Origin of the sequence: Actinokineospora sp. HUAS TT18, from assembly GCF_051364635.1 — a bacterium.
Taxonomy (GTDB): Bacteria; Actinomycetota; Actinomycetes; order Mycobacteriales; family Pseudonocardiaceae; genus Actinokineospora.
Window position 1 is genome coordinate 73,436 of the sequence record NZ_CP195645.1, and the last position, 20,342, is coordinate 93,777.

Annotated in this window: 23 protein-coding genes and 1 riboswitch; of the genes, 11 read left to right on the plus strand and 12 right to left on the minus strand. The window is 70.7% G+C overall.

Annotated elements, in window-relative coordinates:
* The first annotated feature begins 142 nt into the window (after positions 1 to 142).
* Positions 143 to 658 (plus strand): hypothetical protein, encoded by a 516-nt coding sequence (locus ACSHT8_RS00360; protein ID WP_436496548.1) that lies wholly within the window; start codon positions 143 to 145, stop codon positions 656 to 658.
* A gap of 1 nt (position 659) precedes the next feature.
* Here ACSHT8_RS00360 and ACSHT8_RS00365 read toward each other — a convergent pair whose 3' ends face one another.
* Genes ACSHT8_RS00365 through ACSHT8_RS00375 form a run of 3 tightly spaced genes read right to left on the minus strand, consistent with a single transcriptional unit; the run spans position 660 to position 2,120 of the window.
* A complete protein-coding gene (locus ACSHT8_RS00365) occupies positions 660 to 1,085 on the minus strand; it encodes an ArsR/SmtB family transcription factor (protein ID WP_436496550.1) in 426 nt (141 codons plus the stop codon).
* Positions 1,086 to 1,126: 41 nt separating this feature from the next.
* Positions 1,127 to 1,930: an alpha/beta fold hydrolase gene (locus tag ACSHT8_RS00370; RefSeq protein WP_436496552.1), complete on the minus strand. Its 804-nt coding sequence runs from the start codon at positions 1,928 to 1,930 to the stop codon at positions 1,127 to 1,129.
* Between the two features lie 25 nt (positions 1,931 to 1,955).
* A complete protein-coding gene (locus tag ACSHT8_RS00375) occupies positions 1,956 to 2,120 on the minus strand; it encodes a hypothetical protein (protein WP_436496554.1) in 165 nt (54 codons plus the stop codon).
* Positions 2,121 to 2,289: 169 nt separating this feature from the next.
* Here ACSHT8_RS00375 and ACSHT8_RS00380 point away from each other — a divergent pair, with 169 nt between their 5' ends.
* A complete protein-coding gene (locus ACSHT8_RS00380; RefSeq protein WP_436496556.1) occupies positions 2,290 to 3,114 on the plus strand; it encodes a crotonase/enoyl-CoA hydratase family protein in 825 nt (274 codons plus the stop codon).
* Here ACSHT8_RS00380 and ACSHT8_RS00385 read toward each other — a convergent pair.
* Positions 3,101 to 4,387, minus strand: a complete 1,287-nt coding sequence (locus tag ACSHT8_RS00385; protein WP_436496558.1) for an FAD-binding oxidoreductase — start codon at positions 4,385 to 4,387, stop codon at positions 3,101 to 3,103. The two genes, ACSHT8_RS00380 and ACSHT8_RS00385, sit on opposite strands and share 14 nt — an antisense overlap.
* 180 nt (positions 4,388 to 4,567) lie before the next feature.
* On the opposite strand from ACSHT8_RS00385, the gene ACSHT8_RS00390 reads away from it, so the two are divergent.
* The 7 genes from ACSHT8_RS00390 (at position 4,568) to ACSHT8_RS00420 (ending at position 8,338) form a co-directional block, all read left to right on the plus strand.
* Complete coding sequence (locus ACSHT8_RS00390) at positions 4,568 to 4,825, plus strand: hypothetical protein (RefSeq protein WP_436496560.1); 258 nt, start codon at positions 4,568 to 4,570, stop codon at positions 4,823 to 4,825.
* Complete coding sequence (locus tag ACSHT8_RS00395; RefSeq protein WP_436496562.1) at positions 4,822 to 5,031, plus strand: hypothetical protein; 210 nt, start codon at positions 4,822 to 4,824, stop codon at positions 5,029 to 5,031. Before ACSHT8_RS00390 ends, ACSHT8_RS00395 begins: the two co-directional genes overlap by 4 nt.
* Positions 5,032 to 5,054: 23 nt before the next feature.
* Entirely contained in the window at positions 5,055 to 5,645 is a 591-nt protein-coding gene (locus tag ACSHT8_RS00400; protein WP_436496564.1) for a CDP-alcohol phosphatidyltransferase family protein, read from the plus strand.
* 111 nt (positions 5,646 to 5,756) lie between these two features.
* On the plus strand, positions 5,757 to 6,209 hold the full coding sequence (gene garA, locus ACSHT8_RS00405) for a glycogen accumulation regulator GarA (protein ID WP_436496566.1): 453 nt from the start codon (positions 5,757 to 5,759) through the stop codon (positions 6,207 to 6,209).
* A 12-nt stretch (positions 6,210 to 6,221) separates the two neighbouring features.
* On the plus strand, positions 6,222 to 6,944 hold the full coding sequence (gene ftsR, locus ACSHT8_RS00410; RefSeq protein ID WP_436496568.1) for a transcriptional regulator FtsR: 723 nt from the start codon (positions 6,222 to 6,224) through the stop codon (positions 6,942 to 6,944).
* A 154-nt stretch (positions 6,945 to 7,098) separates the two neighbouring features.
* The gene (locus tag ACSHT8_RS00415; protein ID WP_054046144.1) at positions 7,099 to 7,572 is read left to right on the plus strand and encodes a bifunctional nuclease family protein; all 474 of its coding nucleotides are present in this window, start codon (positions 7,099 to 7,101) and stop codon (positions 7,570 to 7,572) included.
* Between the two features lie 199 nt (positions 7,573 to 7,771).
* Positions 7,772 to 8,338: a MerR family transcriptional regulator gene (locus ACSHT8_RS00420; protein ID WP_436496570.1), complete on the plus strand. Its 567-nt coding sequence runs from the start codon at positions 7,772 to 7,774 to the stop codon at positions 8,336 to 8,338.
* Positions 8,339 to 8,466: 128 nt separating this feature from the next.
* Here ACSHT8_RS00420 and ACSHT8_RS00425 read toward each other — a convergent pair whose 3' ends face one another.
* Positions 8,467 to 9,228, minus strand: a complete 762-nt coding sequence (locus ACSHT8_RS00425; protein WP_436496572.1) for a GNAT family N-acetyltransferase — start codon at positions 9,226 to 9,228, stop codon at positions 8,467 to 8,469.
* An 80-nt stretch (positions 9,229 to 9,308) separates the two neighbouring features.
* A riboswitch (glycine riboswitch) is annotated at positions 9,309 to 9,409 on the plus strand.
* Between the two features lie 171 nt (positions 9,410 to 9,580).
* Here ACSHT8_RS00425 and gcvP point away from each other — a divergent pair.
* A complete protein-coding gene (gene gcvP, locus ACSHT8_RS00430) occupies positions 9,581 to 12,448 on the plus strand; it encodes an aminomethyl-transferring glycine dehydrogenase (protein ID WP_436496574.1) in 2,868 nt (955 codons plus the stop codon).
* A gap of 36 nt (positions 12,449 to 12,484) precedes the next feature.
* Here the strand turns inward: gcvP and rnhA are convergent, their stop codons facing one another.
* Positions 12,485 to 12,940 carry a ribonuclease HI gene (rnhA, locus tag ACSHT8_RS00435; protein WP_436496576.1) on the minus strand — a complete coding sequence of 152 codons (456 nt, stop codon included), beginning with the start codon at positions 12,938 to 12,940 and terminating at the stop codon, positions 12,485 to 12,487.
* An 83-nt stretch (positions 12,941 to 13,023) separates the two neighbouring features.
* Between rnhA and ACSHT8_RS00440 the strand changes: the two genes are divergently transcribed.
* The gene (locus tag ACSHT8_RS00440) at positions 13,024 to 13,842 is read left to right on the plus strand and encodes an aldo/keto reductase (RefSeq protein ID WP_436496578.1); all 819 of its coding nucleotides are present in this window, start codon (positions 13,024 to 13,026) and stop codon (positions 13,840 to 13,842) included.
* Here the strand turns inward: ACSHT8_RS00440 and ACSHT8_RS00445 are convergent.
* The 6 genes from ACSHT8_RS00445 to ACSHT8_RS00470 all read right to left on the minus strand — a co-directional run bounded on the left by ACSHT8_RS00445 (position 13,839) and on the right by ACSHT8_RS00470 (position 20,196).
* The gene (locus ACSHT8_RS00445; RefSeq protein WP_436496580.1) at positions 13,839 to 14,339 is read right to left on the minus strand and encodes a SecDF P1 head subdomain-containing protein; all 501 of its coding nucleotides are present in this window, start codon (positions 14,337 to 14,339) and stop codon (positions 13,839 to 13,841) included. The genes ACSHT8_RS00440 and ACSHT8_RS00445 overlap by 4 nt on opposite strands.
* Before the next feature lie 10 nt (positions 14,340 to 14,349).
* On the minus strand, positions 14,350 to 16,113 hold the full coding sequence (locus tag ACSHT8_RS00450; RefSeq protein WP_436496582.1) for a substrate-binding domain-containing protein: 1,764 nt from the start codon (positions 16,111 to 16,113) through the stop codon (positions 14,350 to 14,352).
* Positions 16,114 to 16,179: 66 nt separating this feature from the next.
* A complete protein-coding gene (locus ACSHT8_RS00455; protein WP_436496584.1) occupies positions 16,180 to 17,076 on the minus strand; it encodes a 3-methyladenine DNA glycosylase in 897 nt (298 codons plus the stop codon).
* Entirely contained in the window at positions 17,069 to 18,118 is a 1,050-nt protein-coding gene (locus tag ACSHT8_RS00460; protein ID WP_436496586.1) for a hemolysin family protein, read from the minus strand. The genes ACSHT8_RS00455 and ACSHT8_RS00460 overlap by 8 nt, the downstream gene beginning before the upstream one ends.
* A complete protein-coding gene (locus ACSHT8_RS00465) occupies positions 18,115 to 19,440 on the minus strand; it encodes a hemolysin family protein (protein ID WP_436496588.1) in 1,326 nt (441 codons plus the stop codon). The genes ACSHT8_RS00460 and ACSHT8_RS00465 overlap by 4 nt, the downstream gene beginning before the upstream one ends.
* Before the next feature lie 162 nt (positions 19,441 to 19,602).
* Entirely contained in the window at positions 19,603 to 20,196 is a 594-nt protein-coding gene (locus ACSHT8_RS00470; RefSeq protein ID WP_436496590.1) for a TetR/AcrR family transcriptional regulator, read from the minus strand.
* Positions 20,197 to 20,342 lie beyond the last annotated feature (146 nt).

Genomic DNA, 20,342 nt, shown 5'->3' on the forward strand with positions numbered 1-20,342 from the left:
TGCGGGCCTGGAGGCCCTCCGCGAGCGAATCGAGTGGTCGGGCGCGGTGCGTAACCTGGAGGAACTCGCCAGGTCGCGGGGCGAGGCCGCGAGGGCCGCCGCCGAGGAGTACGGGCAGAGGTACGAGGGTCGTCGCGGCGCGATGGTGTTCGACGTGGTCGCCTCCCGGCAGCGGCGATACAAGAGCCGGGTCCTGGCGATGGTCGAGGGCTGGGGCAAGGCCCGATCGGACATGAGTCTGCGGGCGCTGGCCGACAGCCCGCCTGACGCCGCAACTCACAAGTTGCGATCTACCGAGCCCGCGACGATGCAGACCGTCGCCCGGAATCTGGTCGCCTTCGCGACCAAGCTCGGTCTGAACGAGGACGACGCGTGCAGGAAGTGGGCGGACGGCGCGCGGGGATTCGAGCACGCCTATGCGCTCGACCCGGTCGTCGGCGCCGTCCGTGGCATCGGTCCCGCCCTCTTCGCGTACATGCGAATGCGGTGCGGGGCGGATGCGCTGAAACCCGACGTGCGCGTGGCGAAGCGATTGAAGCACCTGGGGTTCGTCGTTCCCAGCGACCCTCACGCGATCATGGTGGTTGCCAGGGCCGCGGCGGCGGAGATCGGGTTCGATCTCCTGTCGCTCGACCAACTCCTGTGGCCGTCCGAGTGAGCTAGCGGCAGTCCATGTCGAGCATGTTCGACGTGCGGACCGGCACCGTTCCCGGGGTGTGCGGAGCCTGCGCCGCGTTGTGGAGGCGGTGGGTCAGTTCGCGGGCGCGGGTGACCGTGTCGCGCCAGAGGGCTGGGTCCACCCAGATCTCGGTGTCGGCGGTCGGGGGTGTCGGGGTGGCGTGGTCGAGGGTGGTGCTGCGGTAGCGCTTGGCCATGCCGCCGCGGATGGGGACTTCCTCGACCATCTCGACCATGCTCGCGTCGAGGAGTTTGCGCAGGTGGTAGCTGATGTTGGGTTGGCTGTGGCCGACCTCGCGAGCCACTTCGGCCGCGCTCATCGGCGTGGTGGTCAGCATGTTCAGGATGCGCAGCCGCAGCGGGTGGGCCAGGGCACGCAGGGTGGTATGAGTCTCCCCCAGAGTCATGCCACGAGTGTGCCCAAGAGTGTGCGGGGTCTGTCAAACGATTATGAAACGTTCGTCAAGAATTCCAGGATGGCGCCGGTGAGCCGCTCGGGGCGGAAACGCAGCTCCAGCGGGCTCTCCGCTTCCACGAAAGTGGAGTTCGGGAGTTCACCCGCAAGCATGTCGGCGTCACCGAACGGGTGGATCGGGTCGCGGCGGTGGCCGATGACGAGGGTCGGCGCGGTGATCCCGAGACGTAACGATTTGGGTGGGGCGACGCGGCCGAAGAAGATGCCGTGGACCGCCGCCGCCATCGCCGCGGGCTCTTGGCGCAGGGTGTCGGTGACGACGTCGACCCACTGGTTTCCGCTGGGTACCCGGGCCGCCGCCCACGCGACGCCGCGGACGGCGGCGGGGACGAAGCGGGCGGTGAACAGCAGTGGGGCGAAGGCGATGAGGCCCGCGACGATCGCGTTGTCGAGTACGGGCATCTCGATGATCAGCGCCTCGACCCGTGACGGCGCCGCGACCGCGACCTCCAAAGACACGTTCGCGCCCAGTGACGTGCCGCCGACGATGGCGCGTTCGACGCCGAGGTGGTCGAGGAGGGCGACGACCTGGGTGGCCCAGGTGGTCATGGAGTATTCCCACGAGCGGGTGGGCCGATCGGACTCGCCGTGGCCGAGCAGGTCCAGCGTGATCACGCGGTACCCGGCCTCGGCCAGGGAACGGGCCAGGGGCGCCTGCATGCGGCGCGTCATCAGCTGGCCGTGGGTGAGCACGATCAGGCGGTCACCGGCGCCGAACTCGGTATAGCGCAGCGTGTGGTCGCCGACTTGGAACGACGAGGCGTGCTCTGAGGGCATGCCGAGATGTTACTCGGCGGTAGCGCTAATCCGGGCGCCGACGGCGTCCGGCACCCTGGCTCTGGGCGGCCTCCGGCTCGGACTGCTGCGGCGCCTCTTCCTTCGCCTTGGTCGCCGGGGTGGCGCCCGCCGCCATCTCGCGCAGCAGTTCGTCGAAGATCGGCGTCGACATCGCCGTTTGCCCTGCCATGGCGGGTCTCCCATCCATTCCCGGTACGGACTCGGAACCTACCCCGCGCCCCCGACAAGCCTCGCAAACCCAGGCTGACACGATCGGGCGAACCGTGAAGCGTGGGCAATGCCACTCGGAGTAGAACGCGCGCGGGACTTATAGCTACTGGTGAGTAATACTAGCGGCCATGACGGAGAACCTGGTCTCGCTCAAGGTCGACGTGGCCGACCACGTCGCCGAGGTAACCCTGCTCGGGCCCGGCAAGGGCAACGCGATGGGCCCCGACTTCTGGCGCGAACTGCCCATCGTGTTCCGCGAGCTCGACGCCGACCCCGAGGTGCGCGCGATCGTGCTCACCGGCAGCGGCGCGAACTTCTCGTACGGCCTCGACCTGCCCGCGATGATGGGCGACTGGGCCGGGCTGCTCGGCGGCGAGTCGCTCGCCGGGCCGCGCACCAGGTTCCTCGACATCATCCGCGGCCTGCAGGACTCCGTCACCGCCGTCGCCGCGTGCCGCAAGCCGGTCATCGCCGCCGTGAGCGGCTGGTGCATCGGTGGCGGCGTGGACGTCATCGCCGCCGCGGACATCCGAGTCGCCAGCGCCGACGCCAAGTTCAGCGTGCGCGAGGTCAAGGTGGCCATCGTCGCCGACCTGGGCAGCCTGCAGCGCCTCGCCGGGATCATCGGCGAGGGCCACCTGCGCGAACTCGCCTTCACCGGCAAGGACATCGACGCCGAACGCGCGCGGTCGATCGGCCTGGTAAACGACGTCTACGCCGACCAGGACGAGGTGCTGGCCGCCGCGCGGACACTCGCCGCCGACATCGCCGCGAACCCGCCGCTGGTCGTGCAGGGCACCAAGGACGTCCTCGGCCACCAGCGCGACGCCCGCGTCGCCGACGGCCTGCGCTACGTCGCCACCTGGAACTCCGCGTTCCTGCCCAGCAAGGACCTCGGCGAGGCCGTGCAGGCGTTCCTGGAGCGGCGCCCGCCGAACTTCAGCGGGGAATGAGCACGCCCGGGTTGAGCGCGCCCGCGGGGTCCCAGGCGCGCTTGATCGCGGCGTAGAGGTCGCGTTCGGCGGGGGAGCGGGTCAGGTTCAACCAGGCGGCCTTGGCGACGCCGACGCCGTGCTCAGCGGAGATCGTCCCGCCGAGCGCGGCGGCGGCGCGCAGCACGGTGTCGGTGATCCGCTCCTCGTCATCGGCGCCCACCACGTTGACGTGGAAGTTCCCCTCGGCCAAGTGTCCGAAGAGGACCAACGTGCCCGACGTGACGGCCGCGCGGATCGCCCGCTCGAACTCCGCGGCCCGCGCGACCGGCACGCCGACGTCGAGCTTCAGCGGCGTGCCAAGGGAATTCACCGTCTCGGTGTGCGCCTCGCGGTATGTCCACAGTGTCCTGCGCGCGGTCTCGTCCACCGCGATCGCCGTGTCGAGCGCGCCGGGAAGCTCCACCGAGCCCAGTTCCTCGATGGGATCGTCGTCGGCGGCGCACTCGACCAGCAGATACACCGGGTGCGCCACCGGGAACGGCGGGGCGATGTCGCGATGGGCGCAGACCAGCCGCAGGCCGTCGTCGTAGAACACCTCGGCCGAGGTCAGCGACGGCAGTGACCGCAGTGCCGAGATCGCCGCCACCGCGTCGGACGTGCCGCCGAACGCCAGGAGCGCCGTCGCCCGGCGGGCGAACGCGGGGATGAGCCGCAGCCGCACCGCCGTGATCACCGCGAGCGTGCCCTCGCTGCCGACCAGGGAACCCGCCAGGTCGTAGCCGGTGCTGTCCTTGTCCAGCCCGCAAAGCGACCCGACGACCCGCCCGTCGGCGAGCACCGCCTCGACCCCCGCCACCTGCTCGCGCATCGATCCCCACCGCAGCACCCGCAGCCCGCCCGCGTTCGTGGCCACCATCCCGCCGACCGTCGCCGACTCCCGCGCGGCGATGTCGACGGCGAAGTCCAGCCCCGATGCCGCTGCGTGCTCCCGTAGGGCTGACAACCGGACGCCTGCACCCGCATTGACCTGCCGGGCCGCCGAATCGACCGGCCCGAGCGCCGACAACCGCGTCAGGCTCAGCAGAACTTCACCGTTGTGGGGGACACCGCCGCCGACAAGGCCCGTGTTGCCGCCCTGGGGCACCACCGCGGCCCCGAACTCCCCGCACACCGCAAGCACCTCGGCGACCTGGTCGCGATCCGCCGGACGGACCACCAGCGCCGCCGATCCCCGGTACCGCCCGGTCCAGTCGGTGGTGAAACCCGCGCACACGGCTGGGTCCGTCAGCACATGCTCGACCCCGACAACGGCGGCCAACCGTCGCGCAAGTGCCACAATCCCCCTTCCGGCGTGCGGAATGTCGCCATGTCAGCCAATAGATGGAGCTTATGCACCGATCGGGCGGCCACTATGTAAACAGGCTAACGAAGGCGTATCGCGGTTCGACAGTCCTGGCGGAGGTGGGCGGAGATGAGCGACGACGCGATCTCAGGCAGCGAGCCCGAGGGCGCACAGCCCGCGGCGGCCACGCCGCTGCGGCCGCGTAGACTGCCCACCTTGCCCTGCAGCGTCGTGTGGAGCCGCGGGCGCGCCTACGTCCTGGAAGCTGTGGACGGATACGCGTTCTGGGTCGGGTTCGACCAATACGGCAGGCCGCAGTCGCTGAGCCGATCAGCGCTCGAACGGCAGGGCTGGACCCCACATCGTGCCGAACGGAAAACAGCGTGAACGACATCGCCGTCAAACCCGGCGTCCGCACCCTTCGCAAACTCCCGACCGCGCCCTGCTCCGTCGTGTGGAGCAAAGGCCGCGCCTACGTCCTGGAAGGCTCCGCGGGCCGCCTGCGCTGGGTCGGCCTCGACACCTTCGGCAGGCCGTGCGCCCTGAGCGCGGCCGCGCTGGACGAACAGGGCTGGTCGCGCCGACGCAGCTGAGCCGCCCATTAGGCTCACCGCTTATGGCCGAACCCGCACGGGACGCACTCTCCGACCGGGTGCTGACCATCCCCAACGTGCTGAGCATGCTCAGGCTCGCCGGGGTGCCCGTCTTCCTCTATCTGCTGCTGGTCCCGCGCGCGGACGCGTGGGCGATCGGCATCCTGATGTTCGGCGGGTTCACCGACTGGCTCGACGGCAAGATCGCCCGCTGGCTCGACCAGTCCAGCCGCCTCGGCGCCCTGCTCGACCCGGCCGCCGACCGCCTCTACACCCTGGCCACGATCGTCGCCTTCGTCATCCGCGACATCGTGCCCTGGTGGGTGGCCGCCGCCCTGGTCCTGCGGGACGTGGTCGTGGCGGGCTGCATCGCGGTGCTCCGGCGCCGGGGCTTCGGCCCGCCCGAGGTGACCTACATCGGCAAGGCGGCCACGTTCAACCTGATGTACGCCTTCCCGCTGCTCCTTCTGGCCGAAGGCGAGTCGACGCTGGCCACCGTGGTCCGGCCGATCTCCTACGCGCTGGCCATCTGGGGCGGCGCGCTGTTCCTCTGGTCAGGGCTGCTGTACCTGGTGCAGACCAGGGCCGCCCTGCGGCTGACCGCGTCGACATGAGACGATCTTCGTTCGGCCGCGTGCGCTCAGTGGGGTGCCACCATCCCGGGTGCTGATCGCGCACGGTACGTTGACACTGTTCAGCGGAACAGAACAGCAGGAGGAGCTCAGGTGAGCACGAACGACGGGCCCGGCGTCCCGCCGGAGCAGTCTCCGGAGCGGACTTCCGTATTCCGGGCCGACTTCCTCTCCGAAGCCGAGGGCACCCCGGCCCCGGCCCCCGAACCCGCGGTGCAGGGCGTCGACGCCCTTCCCGCCGGATCCGCCCTCCTGGTGGTCAAGCGCGGCCCGAACGCGGGCTCGCGCTTCCTGCTCGACCGCGACACCACCAGCGCGGGTCGGCACCCCGACAGCGACATCTTCCTCGACGACGTCACCGTCTCCCGCCGCCACGCGGAGTTCCGCCGCGAGGGCGGCGAGTTCGTGGTGATCGACGTCGGCAGCCTCAACGGCACCTACGTCAACCGCGAGCCGGTCGACCAGGCCGTGCTCGCCGGTGGCGACGAGGTCCAGATCGGCAAGTTCCGGCTGGTCTTCCTGACCGGACCCGGCGCGGGCGCTTAGGCAGGTCGAACCGTGACGGCGGCCGGGCGGCCCGCCCGTGACGGATGGAACATCGGGGCGGTGCTGGAACGGCTCCGCCCCGAGTTCCCGGACGTGACCATCTCCAAGATCAGGTTCCTCGAAGCGGAGGGCCTGGTCAGCCCGCGGCGCTCGCCTTCGGGATACCGCAGGTTCGCAGAGGACGACGTCGCGCGGCTGCGGTTCGTCCTGGCCGCCCAGCGCGACCACTACCTGCCGCTGCGGGTGATCAAGGACCAGCTCGACCAGGCCGACCGCGGCGGCGCGCCGCCCATGGCCGCCGTGACCCGGCAGTTGAGCGCGGTTCCGGCCGAGCCGGACACCCCGGCGCCGGACGATTCGCCGACGCTGCGGCTCACCAGGGACGAGGTCATCGCCCGCGCGGGTGTGCGCACCGCTCTGGTCGCGGAGCTGGAACAGTATGGTCTGCTCGCCGTCGGTGACGGCGGGTTCTACGACGGTGACGCGGTGCAGGTGGCCCGGCTGGCCGCGGGCCTGGCCGACTACGGCATCGAGCCCAGGCATCTGCGGGCGTTCCGTGCCGCGGCCGACCGGGAGATCGGGCTGGTGGAGCAGGTCGTGGCGCCGCTCTACCAGCAGCGCGACCCGTCGGCGCGCGAGCGTGCCGACAGCGTCACCCGCGAGCTCGGCACACTGGCGGTGGGCTTGCACTCACTGCTCGTCAAGGCCGGTCTCCGGCGAATGATCAGCAGGTAAAACCGGTGCTGTCCGGCTATTCATTGTGATCTGATCACCGTGAGATAGTCGGGCGTGAGGACCGGATGGCGGGTAGCGTCGAACCAGGCGATGAGCGATCCTCGAAAGGGAACGGGACGCCTGACGCCCCAGCGAGCGGAGGGAGGCGAGCCCGATGAGCGAGATGCGCGTCGTGGGAGTGCGGGTGGAGTTGCCCGCGAACCAGCCGATCTTGTTGCTGCGCGAGACCGAAGGTGAACGGTACCTCCCGATCTGGATCGGATCGGTCGAGGCGACCGCGATCGCCCTGGAGCAACAGGGGGTGCGGCCCGCGCGGCCGCTCACCCACGACCTGCTCAAGGACGTGATCGGCGCGCTCGGTCGCGAACTGGAGCAGGTCCGGATCACCGATCTGCGCGAAGGCACCTTCTTCGCCGAACTCGTCTTCGACGGCGACGTGCGCGTCTCCGCCCGGCCGAGCGACTCCGTCGCCCTGGCCCTGCGGGTGGGCGTGCCGATCCACGCCGAGGACTCGGTCCTGCAGGAAGCGGGGCTGATCATCCCGGACGAGCAGGAGGACGAGGTCGAGAAGTTCCGCGAGTTCCTCGACTCGGTCTCCCCGGAAGACTTCCGCGGGGCTGACACCTGATGAGCGCGGAACCGGCGTGTCGCGCACCCGCGCGTCGCGTTGATTTGTCCCCGTGCCCGTCTTACCGTCAGGGATAGCGCATCGCCGGCGCGACTGCCAGTCAGGCAGCCGCGCCGGTAACCGCGCGACCGGCGGTTCCCCACAGTGGAGCGGGCGGTCTCGTTCGACGGCCATCGGTGGCCGGACGAGGGGAGGCAGCGTGTTCGAGGAAGGTCCCGTCGGGGCTGATACCGGAGAGCAGGGCGAACTGTTCCCGGATGCCTCACTGCCCGACGAACTCGTCGGCTACCGGGGTCCTGCCGCGTGCCAGATCGCGGGAATCACCTACCGGCAGCTCGACTACTGGGCCCGGACCGACCTGGTCGTCCCCACCGTGCGTGGCGCGCACGGCTCGGGGTCGCAGCGGCTCTACTCGTTCAAGGACGTCCTGGTCCTCAAGGTCGTCAAGCGCCTGCTCGACACCGGCGTCTCGCTGCAGAACATCCGGGTGGCCGTCGACCACCTGCGCAAGCGCGGAGTGCGTGACCTGGCCAGGATCACCCTGTTCAGCGACGGCACCACCGTCTACGAGTGCACCTCGCCGGAAGAGGTCGTCGACCTGCTGCAAGGCGGTCAGGGCGTCTTCGGCATCGCGGTCTCCGGGGCGATCCGGGAGATCAGCGGCACCATCCACGAGTTCCCGGCCGAGCGCGCCGACGGCGTGGAGCTGCCGCACCACACCGAGGACGAGCTGACTCAGCGCCGCAAGACCCGCAACGTCGGCTAAGGCTCTGTCTTTGGCGAACCCTTCGGGCTCGCGGGCTCGGCCGCCTCAAGGTGACGAGAACGAGACCGGTTTCCAAGACGGCCAACTGCTAGCGCAGTCGACCATCTCGGAAACCGGTCTCGTTCTCGTCACCGCGGCCGAGCCGTAAATGGCCGGGTCGTGGTTATCCGCACGAACCCGGCCCGGCGCAGGATCGGCTCACTCGTCGGCAGCGCGTCCACCTGCAGATACTTGACCCCGCGGGCCTGCGCGAGTCGCGCGCGGCGGCTGACGACAGCCTTGTAGATCCCCTTGCCCCGCCATTCCGGCAGCGTGCCGCCGCCCCAGAGCCCGGCGAAATCGGTGCCCGGGTAGTAATCGGTGCGGGCCGCCGACACGACCTCGTCGCCGGCGACCGCCAGCACCACGTCCAGCGTTCCCGGCGCCGCCGCCAGCAGTTGGGCGCGCAGCTTGCTCATGTCCTTGCCGAACACGCGCTGGTGCAGGTCGGTGGCCTTTTCGATGCCCTCCGGCGTGGTCGCCTCGACGATCTCCACGCCCGCGGGCGGGGCGAAGTCTGGGACCCCTGCGGCCTCCGCGACCACGACCGCCTCCAGCACGTCGGCGACCAGGCCCGCGGCGGCGAGCCGGTCGGGCAGGTCGGCGGGCCGGTCGTGGCTGAAGTGTTTCCACTCATAGTCCCCCGTGAACCGCGGCAGCTCGGCGGCGATGGCCGCGTCGGCGGTGGCCGCGTCGAGATCGGTCCACACGACGCCCTGCCAGCTGTGCGCGGCGGTGCTGACGTGCCGGATCAGGCGCGGCTCGCGCTCGACGGTGGTCTCGGGGTCGCCGGGCGGAAGTTCACGCCTGAGTTGCCGGTCGAACGCGGAGAGTGCCGCTACGGGGTCCATGAACCAAGTTGAACCTGGACACAGCACTCTGGGCAAATGAGTTAGCGACCCGTCCGTCTAGACTTAAGGACAGTCGTCGCAGAACCCACGCGGGAGAGATCGAGCGGTCACCCGACCGACTCGACGCCGAAGGAGCAAATCCTCCCCGGAACCTCTCAGGCAAAAGGACCGCGTGGGCGAGACGCCTCTGGAAAGCGGGCTGCCCTCGGGCGGCCCCGCCGAAGGTGCAAGTCCGGATGTTCGGGCGAAGCTCTCAGGCGCCCGGGTTCTACGGGCACGGACAGAGGGGGAGGGCTAAGCGGGCACCCCACCCGCGTCAGGCCCGACCCCGTTCGCCGGAGGAGCTGCACTGATGACACGGATCCCCCTCGCCGCGCTCGAGCACGGCACCCTGTTCGCCGACCGCCACGTCGGGCCCCGCCCGGCCGAGCTGGCTCGGATCCTCGACGTCGTCGGCGTCGGCTCGCTGGAGGAACTGGCCCAGCGCGCCGTCCCGGAGTCGATCCGCGACGGTGAGCTGGCCATCGACCTGCCCGCCCCCGCCACCGAGCAGGGCTCCCTCGCCGAGCTGCGCGAGCTGGCGTCGCAGAACCGCACGCTCACCCAGATGATCGGCCTCGGCTACTACGGCACGGTCACCCCTCCGGTGATCCGCCGCAACGTGCTGGAGAGCCCTGCCTGGTACACGGCGTACACGCCGTACCAGCCCGAGATCTCCCAGGGCAGGCTCGAGGCGCTCATCAACTTCCAGACCATGGTCGCTGACCTGGCCGGTCTGCCGACGGCGAACGCGTCGATGCTCGACGAGTCGACCGCGGCCGCCGAGGCGATGACGCTGGTGCGGCGCGCGGGCCGGTCGAAGTCGGCCCGGTTCGTCGTCGACGCCGACACGTTCCCGCAGACCATCGCCGTCATCGAGACCCGCGCCGAGCCGCTTGGCATCGAGATCGTCGTGGCCGACCTGACCGAGGGCCTGCCCGCGGGCGACTTCTTCGGCGTGCTGCTGTCCTACCCCGGTGCCAGCGGTGCCGTGCGCGACCACGCCGCCCTGATCGCCGAGGCGCACGAGCGCGGCGCGAAGGTCGCGGTGACCGCCGACCTGCTGTCGCTGACGCTGCTGCGCGCGCCGGGCGAGATCGGCGCCGACGTCGTCGTCGGCACCACCCAGCGCTTCGGCGTGCCGATGGGCTTCGGCGGTCCGCACGCCGGGTACATGGCGGTCAGCGCGGGCCTGGAGCGGCAGCTGCCCGGCCGCCTGGTCGGCGTGAGCACCGACGCCGACGGCAACCTGGCCTACCGGCTGGCGCTGCAGACCCGTGAGCAGCACATCCGCCGGGAGAAGGCCACCTCGAACATCTGCACCGCGCAGGTGCTGCTCGCGGTCGTCGCGTCGATGTACGCGGTCTACCACGGCCCCGACGGCCTGAAGGCGATCGCGACCCGGGCGCACCGGATGGCGACGGTCCTCGCGGCCGGCCTGCGCGACGGCGGGATCGACATCGTCCACGGCGACTTCTTCGACACCGTCCTCGCGCGCGTGCACGGCACCGCCGCCGACATCGTCGCCGCCGCCCGCGACCTGGGTGTCAACCTGCGGCTGGTCGACGCCGACCACGTCGGCATCGCCTGCGACGAGACCACCTCGCGCGAGACGCTGGCGCTGGTGTGGCAGGCCTTCGGCGTGACCGCCGACGCCGACGCGCTCGACGTCGACACCGCCGACGCGATCCCGGCCGCGCTGGTCCGCACGTCGGAGTACCTGACCCACCCGGTGTTCAGCACCCACCGCTCCGAGACCGCGCTGCTGCGCTACCTGCGCGCGCTGTCGGACAAGGACGTCGCGCTCGACCGCAGCATGATCCCGCTGGGCTCGTGCACGATGAAGCTCAACGCGACCGCGGAGATGGAGCCGATCACCTGGCCCGCCTTCGCCGACCTGCACCCGTTCGCGCCTGCCGACCAGGCCGCGGGCATCCTGCGCGTGGTCAGCGACCTGGAGGGCTGGCTGGCCCAGGTCACCGGCTACGACGCGGTGAGCCTGCAGCCGAACGCGGGCAGCCAGGGCGAGTTCGCGGGCCTGCTCGCGATCCGCGCCTACCACCGCTCGCAGGGCCACGGCGAGCGCGACGTGTGCCTGATCCCGTCGAGCGCGCACGGCACCAACGCCGCGAGCGCGGTCATGGCGGGCATGCGCGTCGCGGTCGTCAAGTGCGACGACTCGGGCAACATCGACCTCGACCACCTGCGGGCCAGCGTCGAGGAGCACAAGGACGATCTCGCCGCCATCATGATCACCTACCCGTCGACGCACGGGGTGTACGAGGACACGGTGCGCGAGGTCTGCGGCCTGGTGCACGACGCGGGCGGCCAGGTCTATGTGGACGGTGCGAACCTCAACGCCCTCATCGGCCTCGCCCGCTACGGCAAGTTCGGCTCGGACGTCTCGCACCTCAACCTGCACAAGACGTTCTGCATCCCGCACGGCGGCGGCGGCCCCGGCGTCGGCCCGATCGGTGTGAAGTCGCACCTGGCGCCGTTCCTGCCGAACCACCCGCTGCAGCCGACCGCTGGCCCGCCCACCGGCGTCGGCCCGATCAGCGCCGCCCCGTGGGGCAGCGCGTCGATCCTGCCGATCTCGTGGGCCTACGTCCGCATGATGGGCGCCGACGGCCTGCGCCGCGCGACCCTGACGGCGGTCGCGTCGGCCAACTACATCGCGCGTCGGCTCGACGAGCACTACCCGGTCCTCTACACCGGTGAGGGCGGCTTCGTCGCCCACGAGTGCATCCTCGACCTGCGCCCGCTGACCAAGGCCACGGGCATCACCGTCGACGACGTGGCGAAGCGCCTCGCCGACTACGGCCTGCACGCGCCGACGATGTCGTTCCCGGTCGCGGGCACGCTGATGGTCGAGCCGACCGAGTCGGAGGACCTCGCCGAGATCGACCGCTTCTGCGACGCGATGATCGCGATCAAGGGCGAGGTCGACCGGGTCGCCGCGGGTGACTGGCCCGCCGAGGACAACCCGCTGGTCAACGCGCCGCACACGGCCGCGTCGATCGCGGGCAAGTGGGACCACCCGTACAGCCGCGAGGAAGCGGTGTTCCCGGCGGGCATCACGCCCAACAAGATCTGGCCCCCGGTCCGCCGGATCGACGGCGCCAAGGGCGACCGGAACCTGGTCTGCTCCTGCCCGCCCTTGGACGCGTACCAGAGCTGAGGTCTGAACCGCCCGCCACTTCGGTGGCGGGCGGTTTTATTTGGCCGCCTTGACCGCTGCCTGGAGCCCTTCGAGGGCGAGTTGGTCGGCGCGTTCGTTCTCCGGGTGGCCCGCGTGGCCCTTCACCCAGTGCCACTCGACCTCGTGGCGCGCCGCCGCCGCTTCGAGCCGCTTCCACAGGTCCTCGTTGGCGACCGGCGTCTTGGCCGAGGTCTGCCAGCCGTTGGACTTCCACGTGGCCACCCACTTGGTGATGCCGTTGCGGACGTAGGTGCTGTCGGTGTAGACGTCGACCCGACACGGCCTGGTCAGCGTCTCCAGCGCCTGGATGGGCGCCATCAGCTCCATCCGGTTGTTCGTCGTGCGTTCGGCCTCGCCGCCGCACAGGTCGCGCTCGCGGTCGCCGTAGCGCAGCACCGCCCCCCAGCCGCCCGGACCGGGATTGGGCACGCACGCGCCGTCGGTATAGATCTCCACCACCTGATCACCCACGGTGGCGATGCTAGCGGGGAATAACAACCAGCCGTCGGAGTTGTCCACAGTGAGGGGTAGTCCACTCTGGAGGAAAAGCACGTATGTCGGAAGTGAAGCTCAACGACGGCACCACCATCCCGCAGCTCGGCTACGGCGTCTGGCAGGTCCCCGACGACGTCGCCGTGACCGCGGTGGCGACCGCCATCGAGGCCGGGTACCGCAGTATCGACACCGCGGCGATCTACGGCAACGAGGTGGGCACCGGCGCGGCGATCGCGGCGTCCGGCGTGCCGCGGGAGGAGCTGTTCGTCACCACCAAGCTCTGGAACTCCGCCCAGGGCTACGACGAAGCCCTGCGCGCGTTCGACGAGAGCCTCGCCAAGCTGAAGCTGGACTACGTCGACCTGTACCTGATCCACTGGCCGTCCCCGGCGCAGGACAAGTACGTCGACTCGTGGCGGGCACTGGAGAAGATCAAGGAAGACGGCCGCGCGCGGTCGATCGGTGTGTCCAACTTCCACCAATCGCACTTGGACAGGCTCTTCGCCGAGACCGGGACCGTGCCGTCGGTCAACCAGATCGAGCTGCACCCCAACCTGCCGCAGGCCGACCTGCGCGCCTTCCACGCCAAGCACGGCATCGCGACCGAGGCGTGGAGCCCGCTGGGCCAGGGCAAGCTGATCTCTGACCCGACGGTCGCCGCCATCGGTGAGCGGCACGGGAAGTCGGCGGCGCAGGTGCTGCTGCGGTGGCACCTGGACCTGGGCAACATCGTCATCCCGAAGTCGGTCACCCCGGAGCGCATCCGGGCGAACATCGACGTGTTCGACTTCGCTCTGACCGAGGCCGACCACGCCGAGCTTGCGGGCCTGGAGAACGGCGTGCGCACCGGCCCGAACCCGGACGAGTTCTGGGCCTAACCGGTGATCGACCGGGCGAGTTCCCGGGCCGTGGCTTCGGTGAACTCCGGATCGGAGACCTGAACCGCCCCACCCGTGATCGCCGACTGGATCATGGGCGCGATGAGCAGCTTGCCGTCGACCACGATGGCAAGCTGCTCACCCACGTGCTTCGACGTCCAGTCCGCGAAGAGCATGGTGCTGTCCGGTGGCAGTTTCAGGTTGATCGCCCAGCCACCGGTCGGCGTCTCCTCGACACCGACATCCTCGAACCGGGTGAACTCCCCGATCGACGGCGCGACCCGGTAGACGCCGTCGTCACCCTCCAGCGCGTCGGGACCGGTCGGCGAGCCGGGCGGGTCCACCGACAGCACGGGCCGCAACTCCACCGGCACCTTCGCGTCGACCGGGCCGCTGCGGTCGGCCGCAGCCGACGTGGGGACGGCGGTGCCGGGGGCGGACTCGGAGCAGGCCGCGAGCAGCAGCACAGCGGCCAACGCCGCCACCAGCTTCACCATGATCGCGATCCTAGCCACGCCGGGCGGACAGTTGGCCCAGTGCGGCTTGGATGCCGCGGGCGTCGGTCAGCGTCGACACCGTGCCCTTGGTCAGTTTGGCCAGTTCTCGCAGGGCCGCGCGGTTCTGGTCCGGGCCGAAGGCGATCACGCTGACGGCCACCGGTTTCTTCGGGTCGCCCACCGACTTGATCAGCGCGGTCAGCTCGCCCAGTGTCATCGTGCCGTCTGAGCCGCCGTCGGTGATCACGACGATCTCGTTGCGTTTGCCCGCCACGTAAGTCGACGCCGCTGTCTTGTAGGCCGCCGCGATGCTCTCGTACAGGTCGGTGGAGCCGACCGGGGTCAGCGTGTCGATCGCCTGGTGGAGGGCGGCGCGGCGGTCGGCGATGGGGCCGGTCGCCACCAACTGCTGGTAGGGCTTGCTCTTGTCGAGTGCGCGGGAGAACCGCCACAGGCCGACCGAGCCCGAGACCGTGTAGTCCGCGTAGCCGTGCAGGGATTCCTTGACGCGGTCGATGCGGCTGCGGCCCTCGCCGCCGTCGCCGGTCATCGACTTCGAGACGTCGACCAGCAAGGTCACGATGCGGCCGCCCTCGGTGGCCGCGGCCCAGGTGGCGGCGAGTTGCTGGGTGGTCTTGGAGTTCGCCGGGGCGGTCGCGGGCGGCAGGTCCGGCCACGACATCCCGACCGAGTTCGACGGGCGCTCGCGGGACGACACCGTGCGCAGGCCCGCGCGGGCGAGGTCACGCTGCTGGTCGGGGGCCAGCACGAACTGGCGGAACTGGTCGGCGGCGTCGGCGAGGACCTGGTCGATGCCTGCGAGGCGGACGAACGGGAAGTCCGCGGTCGGCACCGGGCCGGTGGCGACGATCTCCGTCAGCGGGTGCCGCGCGGCCGGGCGGCCGTCGGCGGCGAGGTTGCGGCGGTGCAGGTCGACCTCCAGCACCGGGACCATGCCGAACGGCGCCGCCTCCATGGTCTCCGCGTCGCCCAGGCTGATCAGGGTGTCGCGGGTGGTCTCGGGGACTCCGGATGGCTGACCCGCGGCGAGCTTGCTGATCGCGTCGGTGACCTCGGGGCGGGCCAGGACCTCCTGGGTGAGCGGGCTCTGCTTGCCGACTCCCGACAACACCGCCTGCACGGCCAGCCCGGTCGCCGGGTTCGCCGCGGGGGAGGGCAGGGCCAGGGTGATCCGCCCCCAGCCGGACTTGCCGAACCGCGACCAGCCGCCGGGGTCGGAGGTCAGGGTGGCGAGGTCGGCCCAGCTGAACGCCATCGCCTTCGACAGCGTCGCCGCCGCCTCCTGCGGCGCGGCCAGCACGACCGGGCTGCCCGCCACGGTGTCGGGCGCGGAGCCGAGCAGCGCGTCATCGACGGCGCTCAGGCGGTCGGTCCAGATCGAGGACTCGGGCAGCCACGCGTGCGGGCGGTCGCCGAGTTCGCGGGCCGACCACTCGCCGGTGAGCCCGGCGAGCACGGCGGCGGACTCGGCCGACGAGATGTTGACCTTCACGCATCGATCGCCCACCACGGGGCCGCGGGCGTTCCAGCGCTTGGCGATCTCCCGCAGCGGCGTCTCGACCGACGGGGTGACCACGACCTTCAGCGCGACCGGCCCGGCCGCGCACTCCCGGCCGCGCTCGGCGGCGCGCTCATCGGCGGCGTAGCGCAGCCAGCTTCCGCCGAACCACAGGGCGACCATGATCACGATCAGCCCGGGGAGCAGGACCGCCCACCGCGGCGCGCGGCGGCGGTCCCCACGTTGTCGAGACATCGCAACCCTTTCGAGCACACGGGGTGCGCGCTCGGTGTGGGCACTCTATTAGGTGAAACCCTTGCGTCAAGAGGGTTGACAGTCCGTGAAGTTACTCAACAGATCGTCACAAAGAGCGATCAGGTTGGCCCGCAAGGGTTCCGCGCGGCGGGCGAAGTCGGCCTGGGCGCGGACGTAGTCGGCCCGGCCGCGCTCGGTCTCGATCGGCACCGGGTCGTAGCCGAGGTCGGACAGGTCGTACGGACTCGCCCGCATGTCAAGCTCCCGCACGTCCGAGGCGAGGTCGAAGCAATCGGCCAGCAGGTCGGACGGGGTGTAGGGGTCGAGCTTGTAGGCCCACTTGAACAGGTCCATCGTCGCGTGCAGGCAGCCGGGCTGTTCGAGCGCGATCTGCTTGTCGCGACTGGGTTCGAGGGTGTTCAGCGGCCGCGCGGGCTCGGTGAAGAAGCGGAACGCGTCGAAGTGGCTGCACTTGATCGTCTGCGACTCGACCACCGCGTCGGTGCCATCGGCACCCAGGCGCAGCGGCCAGTCGACGTGGCGGATCTCGGTGGTGGGCTGGCGGTAGACCATGGCCCACTCGTGCAGGCCGAAGCAGCCGAGCCGCGGCGCGCGGGACGCGGTGGCGGACAGCAGGTCGCGGATGAACCGGGCCGCCCGGACGCGCGGCTCCGGCAGACCCGCGACGTCGAGCGTCACGCCGTCGGGGGTCGCGGTGTAGGCGGGCCAGCGCAGGTACTCCCGCGCCGACTCGCCCGCCAGCACGACACCCGGACCCGGGTGCCACCGCTCCAACTGCGCGGGGCGGTGGGAGTAGTAGGTGAACAGGAAGTCCAGCACCGGGTGCTTCTCACCGCGCACCCGGCGCTGCTGGTGCGGCACCGTCCACGCCCGCATCCGACGCGCGTGGCCGTCCCGTCTGGCGTGCCAGACGGGCTCGGCCAGCACGATCCGCTCAGCCACCGTTGGCGATGTGCGTCCCGTCGCGCACGGTTCCCACGTACTCCTCGACCAGGTCCTCCAGGGCGATCACGCCCAGCACCGTGCGGTCGGCCGCCACGGCCATCGCCAGGTGGCTGTGTGCCCGGCGCAGCGCGCTGAGCGCCTCGTCGACCCGCGAGTCGGCGGGCACCTGCGGCAGCGCGCGGATCCGGGTGGCGGGTAGGGGCGTGGCCGGGTCGGCGTCGACCTGGTCGAGCACGTCCTTGACGTGCACGTACCCCTGCAGGCCGCCCTCGGCGGTGCGCACCGGGAACCGGGAGTAGCCGGTCTCGCCGACCGCCTGGTCGATGTCGCCGACCGTCGGCGGGGAGGGCACCGTCTTGATCCTGGCCAGCGGCACCATCACGTCGGCGACGGTCCGCTCGACCGACGACAGCGTGTTGGAGAGCCGCCGGTGCTCGGAGGCGTCCAGCAGGCCCTCCCGCCGCGACTCGGCGATCAGCGTGGCCAACTCGTCCGGCGTGTAGGCGCTCTCCAACTCGTCCTTCGGCTCGACATTGAACCGCTTGAGGATGAACGTCGAGGCGATCGTGAACAGCTTCAACAGCGGCCGGACCAGCTTGCAGAACGCGAAGTGCACCGGCACGAGTGCCATCGCCGCGCCCTCCGGCCCGGCGATCGCCAGGTTCTTCGGCACCATCTCGCCGATCACCGTGTGCAGCGTGACCACGATGCCCAGCGCGATCGCGAACGCCACACCGTGCAGCACCGCGGGCGGGATGTCCAGCGAGTGGAACGGGGCCTCCAGCAGGCTCGCGATCACCGGCTCGGACAGCGCGCCCAAGCCGAGCGAACACACGGTGATGCCGAGTTGGGCGCCCGCGATCAGCAGCGGCAGCTCCCGGCCCGCCTCGATCGCCACGGTGGCCCGGGAGTGGCCCTCGCGGGACAGCGCCTCCAGGCGGTCGCGGCGGGCGGTGATGATGGCGAACTCGGCGCCGACGAAGAAACCGTTGCCCAGCAACAGAAGAACTGTCGCGAGAAGTGCCAGGACGTCGCTCATGACGTCGCCTCCCGCTGCACCTTGGCGACCCGGAGCTCGGCGACGCGGTGGCGGTCCATCCGCATCACCGTGATCCGCCAGCCGTCGTAGCGGATCTCGTCGTTGACTGACGGGATCCGGCCCAGCCTGGTGAGCACGAAGCCCGCGACGGTCTCGTACTCGCCGTGCGGCATCCGCAGTCCGGTCGCCTCGGCGAGTTCGTCGTCGCGCAGCAGGCCCGAGACCATCCAGCTCTCCTTGCCCAGCGGGCGGACCGGGTTGACCTCGCCGCGGTCGTGCTCGTCGCGCACGTCGCCGACGATCTCCTCGATCAGGTCCTCCAGGGTGACGATCCCGGCGGTGCCGCCGTACTCGTCGACCACGATCGCCACCTGCAGGCCGGAGCCGCGCAGCCGGTCGAGCAGCACGTCGCCGTCGAGGGTCTCCGGGACCGTGGGCACCGGCCTGGCCAGCGAGGACGCCTTGGTGGTGGCCCGCATCGCCGTCGGCACGCTGAACACCTGCTTGACGTGCACGACGCCGCGGATGTCGTCGAGATCGCCACCGTGCACCGGGAACCGGGAGAACCCGGTGGACCTGGCCAGCTCGATCAGGTCGACCACCGTGGCGTCCGCGCGCAGCGCCTGCACCTGCACGCGCGGGGTCATCAGCTCGTCGGCCGTGCGGTCGCCGAAGCGCAGCGACCGGCTCAGCAGCGTGGCCGTGCCCGTGTCGAGCGTGCCGAGCGCGGCGCTGGAGCGGACCAGGCCGCCGAGTTCCTGCGGCGAGCGGGCCGAGCGCAGTTCCTCCTGCGGCTCGACGCCGAGGCGACGCACGATCCAGTTGGCCGAGCCGTTGAGCGCGCTGATCAGCCAGCGCAGCCCCAGGGAGAACACCGCCTGCGGACCGGCGACCGCGCGCGCGGTGGCCAGTGGCTTGGCTATGGCGAGGTTCTTCGGCACGAGTTCGCCGAACACCATCGACAGCGAGGTGGCGACCAGCAGCGCGATGACGATGGACACCGCGTCGGCCGCCCTCACGGGCAGCCCGACCGCCGTGAGCAGCGGCTCGATCAGCTCGGCGATGGCGGGCTCGGCGATGTAGCCGGTGATCAGCGTGGTGATCGTGATGCCGAGCTGGGCGCCGGAGAGTTGGAACGACAGCGTCCGGTGGGCCTTGGCGATCGCGTGGGCGCGCCGGTCGCCGACCTGGGCGACGTGGTGGTCGACCTGGCTGCGTTCGAGGGTGGTCAGGGAGAACTCGGCCGCGACGAAGAGCGCGGTTCCGAGCGTCAGGGCGGCCACGGCGAGTAGGCCGAGGACGCTGAGCAGGGGACCGGTCACCGGGGAGCACACCCGGCTTCCGGGTCGGTATGGTCGCCGGGACTCTCTCCCGGCCCGCTACTGCGACCCGGGGACTGCGCTTTGCGCACGGTGAACTGTCACTCCTCGTTATTCACGTACTGAATGTCCCCATTCTAGGGAACTCGATCCGGTTTTCGCGCCTTATCCCGCGCGGCGGTGCCTGCGGACCGTTTCCTCCACCAGATCGAGCACGGGCTCGAGGTCGTCGGCGGGCAGGCCCATGGCCAGATGCGAGACCACGCCCTCCAGCACCAGCTCCAAGAACGCCGTGAGCACAGTCACGTCGACGTCGTCGCGCAGCTTGCCCGCCTCGCGCTGGCGCAGGAGGCGGTTGCGGGTGGCGATGGTCAGCTGCTCGGACCGCTCGGCCCAGCGCGCGCGGAACTCCGGGTCGGTGCGCAGGCGGCGGGAGACCTCCAGGCGGGTGCCCAGCCAGTCGGCCGGGGTCTCGCCCTCGGCCTCGGTAGGGCCCGCGAGCAGGTCGCGCATGACCTGGACCAGACCCTGCTGGGCCACGACCTCGGTCATCCGGAGCACGTCGTCCTCGGCCAGTGCGAGGAACAGCGACTCCTTGTCGCGGAAATGGTGGAAGATCGCGCCGCGGGACAACCCGGTAGCCTCTTCCAGGCGGCGCACGGTCGCGCCCTCGTAGCCGTGGCGCGCGAAACAGGACCGCGCCCCGTCGAGGATCTGGCGGCGGCGCGCGTCGAGATGGTCCTGGCTCACCCTGGGCACCGGTCGATGGTGTCAGTCGGGGCGACCGGAAGCAATCCGTACGTACGTATTGGGTATCACTCACGTCGCCATTAACAGAGTCTCACGTCGCGGTTCCGGCGTCGTGCGACTGTCGGTGGCCGCGTGTAGCTTCGATTTCAGGCCGT